The sequence below is a fragment of the Streptomyces sp. CLV115 genome (assembly GCF_038448545.1).
In the GTDB taxonomy this organism is placed as follows: domain Bacteria; phylum Actinomycetota; class Actinomycetes; order Streptomycetales; family Streptomycetaceae; genus Streptomyces; species Streptomyces sanglieri.
In genome coordinates, this window is sequence record NZ_JBCEWQ010000231.1 from 1 (window position 1) to 9,496 (window position 9,496).

A 9,496-nucleotide genomic window follows, 5' to 3' on the forward strand; every position below is an offset into this window, starting at 1 on the left:
GTCTCTCTGTCCGGCACTGCCCCCGGCTCCCGCTGTCCGTGACGTGGCCACCCCGCCCGTCCTCCCGTATCCGCTCTTCTTCTCCCTGCCCTCTTGGCGCACATGCCGACGCCCCGGTCTCGTGGTCCCACCATGTGTGCGGTGGAGGCACGAGACCGGGGCGTCGGAGGATGCGGCCGGCGCCGCCCGGCTCACCAGCGCTTCAACCCGGGGAAGAAGCCCGGTATCTCGGTGGCGCGACCGGTGCGCAGGGCAGTTCGGTAGATGTGGTATCCGACGGCCAGGTCGAGGACACCGAGGCCGAACGGGGAGAAGACGGTGGGGCGGTCGTGGGCCAGGGTGACATCGCCGCGCAGCACGTCGGCCAGTGTGCCGTCGATGAAGTCGCGCGTGCCGTGCTCCAGTTCCGTCAGATGGGGCGAGGTCTGCGCCGTGAGGCAGTGGTCGATGTCGTCCAGGACGTTGTGGCACTTGATCATGACGGTGGGGTGGATGTCGCGCAGGGACAGGTTCAGGATGAGCTGGCCCGGCAGGAGGGTCTGCCGGTCCGTCAGCCAGGGTGCCGGCGCGGTGGTGGCGAGGACGACCAGGTCGGCGGTGGCCAGGGCCGCGTCGACCCGCTCCACGGTGCGGGACTGCCACCCGTGGGTGTCGGCGGTGTAGGCGGCGAAGGTCTCGGCGTACGCGTCGACGTGGTCGTGGACCAGGCATTCGCGGACTTCGGTGCCGCGCGCCGCGAGGAAGTCGGAGACGGTCCGGCCGATGACGCCGGCGCCGACGAAGAGCACCGTCTTCGGGCTGTCGCCGTCGGCGAGGGTCTCCACGGCGAGCGCGGCGGACGCCGCGGTGCGGGCGGCGCTGATGCCGGACGCCTCCAGACAGGCGAACGGGTAGCCGGTCTCCGCGTCGTTCAGCAGGAGAACGGCGGAGGCGCGCGGCAGGTTCTGGCCCACGTTCTGCGGATAGCTGGCGATCCACTTGAGGCCGGAGACCGGCGAGTCGCCGCCGAGGTGGGCGGGCAGGGCGATGATCCGGGCGCCGGGATCGTGGGGGAAGCGCAGGAAGTGACTGTTGGGGTTCACGGTGTCCCCGCGGCTGTGCTGGAGGTAGGTCTCCCGCACGAGGTCCAGGACGTCCGACGGCGCGGAGTCGATGACATCCTGGGAAACGGAGCCGTCGATCACGTGGAAGATTGACATCGGTGCTTGCCTTTCGCGGGCTGGATCAGGTGAGGACGCCGAAGTTCCGCTCGACCCAGTCGTTGTTGTAGACGGTGCCGAGGTAGCGCTCGCCGAGGTCGGGAGAGATCGCGGCGATGCGGGAGCCGGCCGGTATGGTGTCGGCGCTGCGGCGGACGGCCGCCAGGACCGAGCCCGTCGAGCCGCCGGTGAGCAGGCCGTGCGTGCGGGCGAGCAGCCGGCACTCGCGTACGGCGGCCTCCTCGGCGACCAGCACCACGTCGTCGGCGAGGCCGGGGTCGAACAGTTCGGGGACGCGGCTGGCGCCCAGTCCGGGAATATGTCGCGGGCCGGGGGCGGAGCCGAAGATGACGGAGCCGCGGGCGTCCACCGCGACGATCCGGGTGTGCGGCGAGAACTCGCGCAGGTACTGGGCGCAGCCGACGAACGTACCGGTGGACCCGACGCCGATGAACAGGTAGTCGAGATGCTGAACCGTCTTGAGCAGAGTGCGTGCGGTCTGTTCGTAATGGGCCCGCGGATTGGCCGGGTTGGCGTACTGGTTGAGCCAGACCACGGTCGGGTCCGCTTCGATGTGACGCCGGATGTGGGCGATGCGGGACTGGAGGAAACCGCCGTTGGCGTCGACGGTGTCGACGACGACCACCTCGGCGCCCAGGGCACGCATGTGATCGATGCTGGTGGCGTTGGTGTTCGGATCGACGACGCAGGTGAAGCGGTAGCCCTTGGTGGCGCAGATGGAGCTGAGGGCGATTCCGAGGTTTCCGGACGAGGACTCGATGACGCGGGCGCCCGGCGTGAGGACTCCGCGGTGCTCGGCGTCCTCGATGAGACTCAGCGCGGTCTTCAGCTTGACGGAGCCGGCCGGGTTGAGGCCCTCGATCTTCAGGAAGAGGTCCGAGCCGGGCACCATCCGGGGCAGCAGGACGAAGAGGTCGTCGGTGACCAGCTCGTAGGTGTGCTCGTAGATCATGACCGGGGCTCCCAGAGGTCCTCGGGGCCGGTCTCCTCCGCCGCGTAGCGCCCCAGTGCGCTGACGGCCATGCGCAACTCCAGCGCCATGGCGTCCAGCAGGCGTTCGAGGCCGTGCTCGGGGTCCTCGTCGGCGGCGATCAGCGCGGCGCGGCCGAGGCCGACGGCGCGGGCGCCGAGGGCGAGCAGCTTGACGGCGCGGATGCCGTCCCAGACCCGTCCGCTGGCGAGGAGGGTGCGGCCGGCGGGTTCGACGCGGCGCAGACATTCGGCGAGGGGCAGTCCCACATGGCCGAGGAAGCCGGTCGGGGCCCAGCCGGTGCCGCCCTCGGCACCGTCGACGGCGACGGCATCGGCACCGGCGTCCCAGGCGACGGTGGCGGCTCGGCCGATGTCCCGGCCGGGGAAGAGCTTCACCCAGCAGCGTGCGCGCGGGTAGTTGTTGCGCATGAGCTGGATCTGCCGGCGGAAGATCTCGTCGGTGAAGGTGCCCGGGCTCGCGCAGCGCAGGATCGAAGAGGCGCCGGGGCCGAGCCGCTCGACCGCGTACTGTCCGTCCAGGTCGGCCGCGACCGCTTCGCTGATCATGGTGAGGCCGCCGAGGCCGGGCTTGGCACCCTGGCCCACCTTGAGTTCGAAGCCGAGGCGGCCGCTGGTCAGGAGGTCGGTGACGGCGGGGTCGCTGTAGACATGGTTCCAGACCTCGGAGTCGGCGTCCTCGGTGCTCTGCTGGACACAGATGCCGCCTACGCCGTCGGGGAGTTCCTCGCAGTATGCCTGGACGCGTTCCAGCAGGCCCTTGCGGTGGTCGTCGCCGCTGGAGCGGAAGCCGTTCATGGGGGCGACGTTCTCGCCGATGACCATGGGGATGCCGAGCCGTCCGGCCTGGCGGCTGAGGGCGAGGCCGGTGCCGGTGACGCGGGTGGAGCCGAGCGCCGACACGTAGACCGGCAGCGGGGCGGTGAAGCCGCCGAGGGCGGTGTCGAGGCGGACATCGGAGTAGAGGGGTTCGCGACCGAGGTCGATGAGCTCGGCCAGGCGGCCCGGCATGAAGACGGGCGGGACCAGGCGCAGTCCGTCGATCTCGTCGCCGGAGGATTCGGGGGTGGCGCCGAAGACGGTGGTGCCGTAGCTGTTCAGGGGCGGGAAGACGGCGGCGGCGCCGTCGCGGGCCCGGGCGCGGACGGTGTCCTCGGGCAGGCCGGGTGCAGCCAGCTGGGTCACGGCGACACGACCCCCGCGATCTTCGGGAAGGCGGTGGCCCGCCAGACCGAGTCCAGGCCGGTGACCCAGCGGGTCAGGCGCTCCAGGCCGATGCCGAAGCCGGCGCTGCTGGGGATGCCGTGCCGGGCGACGTCGAGGTACCAGGCGTACTTGGAGGGGTTCTCGCCGGTTTCGCGCATCCGGGTGACCAGGGCCGCGTAGTCGTACTCGCGCTCGCTGCCGCTGCACAGTTCGCCGCAGCCCTCGGGGGCGATGAGGTCGAAGTTGAGCAGGGTGCCGGGCTCGGTCGTGCTCTCCTTGTCGTAGAAGCCGCGGGAGCCCTTGGGGTAGCCGACGATGAAGAACGGGGCGTCGGCCCGGCGGGAGATGCGCTCCTCGGCCTCCCACTCGATCTCGGTGCCGGCGGCCTGCGGGTACCCGTCGCGGCGCAGGCCGTCGACGACCTCGCCGTGCGGGACGCGGGCGAACGGCCGGGCCACGAGGCGGCGCAGGACGTCGGGGTCGCGGCCGAGGACGGCGAGGTCGTCGCCGCACTCGTCGACCACGGTGGTCACGGCGTGGCGGACCAGCTGCTCGGCGACACCCATGGCGTCGTCCCGGGTGGCGCCCGCGTACTCGACGTCGATCTGCCGGAACTCGGTGAGGTGACGACGGGTGCTGCTGGTCTCGACAGGTTCGAGGCGGACGTTGGGCGCGATGAGGAAGATGCGGTCGAAGGCCAGCAGCGATGCCTGCTTGTAGAGGATGGCACTGGTCATCAGCTTGTAGCGGTGACCGTAGTAGTCGACGTCGACCTGCTTGGCGCCGCGCGAGCCCGGGTCGGTGACCGGGCCGATGATCGGGTGGGCCATCTCCACCGCGCCGTCGGAGCGCAGGAAGGAACGGGCACCGGCCACGATCGCCTGCTGGATGCGCAGGGCCGCCCGGGTGCGCGGGTCGCGCAGATGCTCCAGAGGGGAGGGCAGTGCGACGGCGGCCTCGGGCGCCGACGGGAGATCTGTCTGAAGTGTCATGTCTGTCATGTCCTGTCCTGTCGTTGCCGGTCGGGGGCACAGCCACCGGTGGCGGAGGGCCACCGGGTCGGGGCCGCTCGGATCAGCTCGCCCTGTCGAGGCGGGCGGCGGGGTCGTCGTAGCGGTTCTTGACGTGGTTGAGCGCCTGCAGCAGTCCCGACGAGGTCAGCCGACGGGACGGCTGTGCGGCGGTGGGCCGGCCGAGCGGGAGCGACCCGGTGCGGGACCACTCCAGCCGGCCGCGGTCGGAGATGAAGCTGCGGGTGCGCCCCGCGTTGTCGGGGTGCAGGCAGAAGGGGACGTCGAGGTAGCCGTGCGCGAAGGCACGGATCAGGGCCTGGCCGAGGTCGTCGTGCAGGTTCAGGACGGCCTCGACGAGGGAGCGGGCCTCCGCCTCGATGCCGGTGGACGGCGGCGCGGCGGCCGGCCGCGTGGTGCGGGCGGCAGCGGCGGCGGTCTCCAGCGCGATGACGTTCTCCTCGACGGAGGGGATGCGGGCCGACTCCGCCGGTGTCTTGACGATGAGCCGGGCGGCGCCGGTGCGCACGGCCAGCCGGGCGGCGTCCGACACGAGCCGCAGCGCACCGTCCCAGGTCTCCGGGTAGACACCCATGTACGCGTACACGACCACGTGCCAGGAGGTGTCCGGGAGGTGGTCGGCCGCGAGGGCGCACAGCGCGTGGACGGCCTCCTCGTCCTGTTCGCGGCTGGTCTGCTGGGCGTAGCTGAGGGAGATGCTGCGCAGGCCGTGCTGGCGGAAGAACATGGCTTCCAGGACGGAGAGGGCGACGAGCAGGGAGGGCGGGCAGAGCTGGCCCAGCATGCAGCCGCCGAAGGTCTCCAGGTGCGGTTCGCCGCCCGCCTCGCGCAGCGCGGCGAGCTTGCGGCACGCGTCGGCCCAGGCGCGGACCGAGGTGGCCAGCGGGGTGCGGCCGTAGGGCAGGCAGTAGGAGACGGGGCCGCCCTCGGTGGCGTCGAGTCCGGCGGCGACGAGAGCGTCGACGATCCGGCCGGGCCGTGCGGAGCCGTGCCGTACCTGGACGGGGAAACCGGCTCCGTGGACGCCGTCGAGGAGCCCGGTGGTGGTCTCGATGGGCATGCTGACCAGCGGATAGCCGTTCAGGTGGTGGCCCTGGGCGACGGCGCGGGCAGCGGCGGCGTAGTCGCCGACGCGGGTGAAACTGTCCAGAGTGAGGGTGCCGACGGTGGTGGCGTCGGCGGCACGGGTGGCGATCAGACCGGTGCGCATCCGGGCGGGGTCCGCGAAGCCCATACGGGGCTGCACCACGAGGCTGCCGGTGCGGGCTGCGTCGGCAATGAAGCGGTGGAAGGCGCCGCCGGCGAGGTCGGGTTCAGCGGACGGCATCGGCGTGGGACTTTCCGTGCCGGTGGTCGGGCAGGGCCTCAAGCAGGGCGAGCAGTCCCGGGACGGCGTTCGCACCGGTCAGAACGGCGTCGAAACCGGCGTCGGTGAGCGAGGCATGGACCTCCGGGGCGGTGGTGCCCGAGGTGTCCAGCTTGCCTCCGACGACGAGCGGCACCCCGGCCAACGCCGGTACGGCGCGCACCGCGCGGGCCAGGCCCGGGGCCTCCTCGGCGCCGTGTCCGTTGACCGTGCTGACGACGATGAGGCCGGGCGGGCGGGCCGTGGCCTCCTCGATCAGGACATCGACCGGGACACACGCGCCGAGATTGGTGACCTCCCAGCCCTCTTCCTCCAGCAGTAGTTGCAAGAAGAGCAGGTTCCAGGTGTGTGAGTCCGAGGCGATGGTGGTCAGGACTGCGTGGCGCGGGCTGTCCGGGGGCTGGCGATGCGGGTACACGACCGGGTTTTCCTCTCGACACCGTGATGGGGCCGCGACCGCTGCGATCGGGCCGGGTACCCGTGAAATCGCCCTCCGTGTGGGCGTCCGGGCTGTGCACTAGTGACGCCGTCCATGGTGGATAGCGGTGATCGCGAGCGGCACTGGGCAGTTGTGGCCATCCCGAGGCGCGTCATTTGTGTCCACTGGGGGCGCGCGTCCGCGCCTCCTAGCCTGCTCGTCGCGGACGTTCGGCGCCGGCGGTCGCGGTTCTGCCGGCGGCACGGTACCCGGCCCGCCCGGGGCCCCGCCCCGCCCCCGCGCCGTGCGACGTGCCGCCCTGAACCGCTTGTACCGCTGACGATGTCCTGACGATGGGGAGTGAACGGTGGCTGATCACCAGCTGGGGGAGTGGCGGCACGCACTGGCGGGCATCGAGCCGCTGGAACTGCCGTCGGACCGCCGGCCGTCGGACGACGGACCGGGCCTCGCGGACCGGATCCCGTTCGATGTGCCCGCCCGCACCGCCGACGCGCTGGCCGCGCTGGCCCGCGACCGGGGCGTGGAGCTGCCCACGGTCCTGCTGACGGTGTTTCACACGCTGCTGGCGCGGCACGCCGGCCGGGGGGACGTTCCGGTGGCGGTTCTGGCGGACGGCGCGCGGGAGACGGCTGCGGCGACCGTGGTGCGGGGCGCGGCCGGCGACCCGGCGTTCACCGAGGCCCTGGCGCATGTCGCGCGGGGCATGGCGGACGCCGCCGGCCGTGGTCCGGTGCCGCTCGGGGTGCCGGCGGACGCCGTCGGCGGCGCGGTGGCGTGGTTCGCGTGGCGCCCGGCCGACCGGGAGGCCGCCGCGTTCCCGCCGGACGCGCAGGTCACCCTGGAAGTCGTCGCGGACGGCGGGAGGCTGAGCGGTGTCCTCGGCTACCGGACCGATCTGTTCGAACGGGCCACGGCGGAGCGGATGGCGGGGCACCTCGCGACGCTCGCGCGTTCCGCCGCCGACGCGCCGGATGATCCGCTCAGTGCGCTGGAGATGCTGACGGAGCCGGAGCGGCACCGGATCCTGACCGAATGGAACGGGCCGCGGTCCGAGTTCCCGGACACCGCGACCGTGCACCGGCTGGTGGGGGAGCGGGCCGCGCTCCGGCCCGACGCGGTGGCCCTGGAGCACGGCGGGCAGCGGCTGACCTACCGGGAGATGGACGAGCGCGCCGAGGGGCTGGCGCGGTACCTGGCGGAGCGGGGCGTCGGCCCCGGCGCGCTGGTCGCGGTGTGCCTGGACCACGGTCCGGACCTGGTGTGCGCACTGCTCGGCGTGCTCAAATCGGGTGCCGCCTACGTGCCGTTGGACCCGGCCTACCCCGCCGATCGGCTGCGGTACATGGTCGAGGACAGTGCCGCGCCGGTGGTGGTGACGCAGTCCGCGCACGCGGGCCTGTTCGCGCCGGGCACCGCACTGCTGCTGGCCGACCGGGAGTGGCCGGCCGGCACCGGCACCGTCCCGGTCGCCGCTGCGGGCCCGGACGACCTGGCGTACGTCATCTACACCTCGGGTTCGACGGGCCGCCCCAAGGGCGTGCGGGTCGGGCACCGGGGCGTCGTCAACTACCTGCACTGGTGCGACCGGAACTATCCTCCGGCGCCCGGTGCACGGATCGGTTCGCTGCTGTGCTCGTCGGCGGCCTTCGACCTGACGGTGACCGCGCTGTTCCTGCCGCTGGTGCAGGGGCTGTGCCTGGTGGTGCCGCAGCCGGAGCCGGGACGAGGCGTGTTCGACGCGGCCGTAGACATCGTCGCGACCGGCGTTCCGATCAGCTTCCTGAAGGCGACGCCCTCGCACCTGGAGCTGCTGACCGCCCGGCTGGAACAGGACGGCGTCCGGCACGGCATCGCCACGGTGGTCGCGGGCGGCGAGGACCTGACACCGGCGCTGGCACACCGGACACTGGCCCTGGGCACCGGGGACACCGCGATCGTCAACGAGTACGGGCCGACCGAGGCGACCGTCGGCAATGTGGTCGGCCGGACGGTGTCGGTGGACCCGGCGGCGGACCACGTGCCGATGGGCCGGGCGATCGACAACACCGAGGTGTACGTGGTCGGCGCGCACGGTGAGGTACAGCCGGTCGGAGTGCCCGGCGAGCTGCTGATCGGCGGCGTCAACGTGGCACTCGGCTACCTCGGCCGGCCCGAACTGACAGCGCTGCGATTCGTGCCGCACCCGTTCTCGGCCGATCCCGGGGCGCGCGTGTACCGTACCGGCGATCTGGTGAAGTGGCTGCCGGACGGGCGGCTGGTCTACCTGGGCCGGATGGACGACCAGGTCAAGCTGCGCGGGCACCGGGTGGAACTCGGAGAGATCGAGAACGCCCTGCTGTCCCGGCCGGCCGTGGCGGCTGCCACGGTCGTGGTCCGCGAGGACGTTCCGGGCGACAAGCGGCTGGTGGCGTACCTGGTGCCGGCCGGCGGCACGGCCGTGGCCGTGGCCGGGCTGCGCGCGGCGCTGGCGCGGGAGCTGCCCGAGCACATGCTGCCCGCCCGGTACGTCGTGCTGGAGCGACTTCCCCTCACCCCGAACGGCAAGGTGGACCGGCGGGCGCTGCCCGCACCCGAGGGCCACCGCCCGGACCTCTCCGCCGCGTTCGCCGCGCCGCGTACACCCACCCAGCGGGCGGTCACCGGCATCTGGGCCGAACTGCTGGGCGTCGACGAGGTCGGCGCGGACGACGACTTCTTCGAGCTGGGCGGTCACTCCCTGCTGGCCGTCCGGGTCGCCTCCCGGCTGCGCCGGGATCTCGGGGTGGACGTGCCGTACCGGACGCTGTTCGACGCGCCGACGCCTGCGCTGCTGGCGACGGCCGTGGACGCGCTGGATCCGGGGACCTGCGCGGCGATCCCGCGGGCGGACCGGTCGGAGGGTGCGCTGCCGCTGTCCTTCGCGCAGCAACGCCTCTGGTTTCTCGACCAGTTGGCGCCGGGTCGGGCCGAGTACGCGATCCCGGTCGGGCTGCGGGTCGAGGGGGAGTTCGAGCCGGCCGCGTTCGGCGCCGCACTGACGGCCCTGGCCGCCTCGCACGAGATCCTGCGGACCCGGTTCGTCGCGGACGCCACCGGACACCCGTTCCAGGTCGTCGATGCCGTGCGGGAGGTGGCGGTGGACGTCCACGACGCCAGGCATCTCGGTGCGGGCGCCGCGCGCGAGATGCTGCGCGAGGCGGCGGGACAGCCGTTCGACCTGGCCACCGGGCCGGGGGGGGGGGGGGGGGGGGGGGGGGGGGGGGGG

General features: G+C 72.8%; 7 protein-coding genes. 1 reads left to right on the forward strand and 6 read right to left on the reverse strand.

The features are described 5' to 3' along the window. Positions 1–191 precede the first annotated feature (191 nt). From sbnB to AADR41_RS39480, 6 genes are all read right to left on the reverse strand, one after another. Positions 192–1,199, reverse strand: coding sequence for a 2,3-diaminopropionate biosynthesis protein SbnB (sbnB, locus tag AADR41_RS39455; RefSeq protein ID WP_342287058.1), 1,008 nt, complete (start codon positions 1,197–1,199; stop codon positions 192–194). 25 nt (positions 1,200–1,224) lie between these two features. Further along, complete coding sequence (gene sbnA / locus AADR41_RS39460) at positions 1,225–2,172, reverse strand: 2,3-diaminopropionate biosynthesis protein SbnA (protein ID WP_342287059.1); 948 nt, start codon at positions 2,170–2,172, stop codon at positions 1,225–1,227. Further along, the gene (locus AADR41_RS39465) at positions 2,169–3,395 is read right to left on the reverse strand and encodes a glutamate synthase-related protein (RefSeq protein ID WP_342287060.1); all 1,227 of its coding nucleotides are present in this window, start codon (positions 3,393–3,395) and stop codon (positions 2,169–2,171) included. The genes sbnA and AADR41_RS39465 overlap by 4 nt, the downstream gene beginning before the upstream one ends. Next, positions 3,392–4,408 (reverse strand): asparagine synthetase A, encoded by a 1,017-nt coding sequence (locus AADR41_RS39470; protein WP_342287061.1) that lies wholly within the window; start codon positions 4,406–4,408, stop codon positions 3,392–3,394. The genes AADR41_RS39465 and AADR41_RS39470 overlap by 4 nt, the downstream gene beginning before the upstream one ends. A gap of 82 nt (positions 4,409–4,490) precedes the next feature. Continuing rightward, positions 4,491–5,774, reverse strand: coding sequence for a methylaspartate mutase (locus AADR41_RS39475; protein ID WP_342287062.1), 1,284 nt, complete (start codon positions 5,772–5,774; stop codon positions 4,491–4,493). Next, positions 5,761–6,231 (reverse strand): cobalamin B12-binding domain-containing protein, encoded by a 471-nt coding sequence (locus tag AADR41_RS39480; RefSeq protein ID WP_342287063.1) that lies wholly within the window; start codon positions 6,229–6,231, stop codon positions 5,761–5,763. The genes AADR41_RS39475 and AADR41_RS39480 overlap by 14 nt, the downstream gene beginning before the upstream one ends. 367 nt (positions 6,232–6,598) lie before the next feature. On the opposite strand from AADR41_RS39480, the gene AADR41_RS39485 reads away from it, so the two are divergent. After that, positions 6,599–9,496: non-ribosomal peptide synthetase (locus AADR41_RS39485; protein WP_342287064.1), on the forward strand; the 2,898-nt coding region annotated here is incomplete at its 3' end.

What these genes read in the sequence shown, in the direction of transcription:
- AADR41_RS39470 (WP_342287061.1), bottom strand. Translation starts at nt 4,408, where the DNA reads ATGACACTTCAGACAGATCTCCCGTCGGCGCCCGAGGCCGCCGTCGCA.
- sbnB (WP_342287058.1), bottom strand. Translation starts at nt 1,199, where the DNA reads ATGTCAATCTTCCACGTGATCGACGGCTCCGTTTCCCAGGATGTCATC.
- AADR41_RS39475 (WP_342287062.1), bottom strand. Translation starts at nt 5,774, where the DNA reads ATGCCGTCCGCTGAACCCGACCTCGCCGGCGGCGCCTTCCACCGCTTC.
- sbnA (WP_342287059.1), bottom strand. Translation starts at nt 2,172, where the DNA reads ATGATCTACGAGCACACCTACGAGCTGGTCACCGACGACCTCTTCGTC.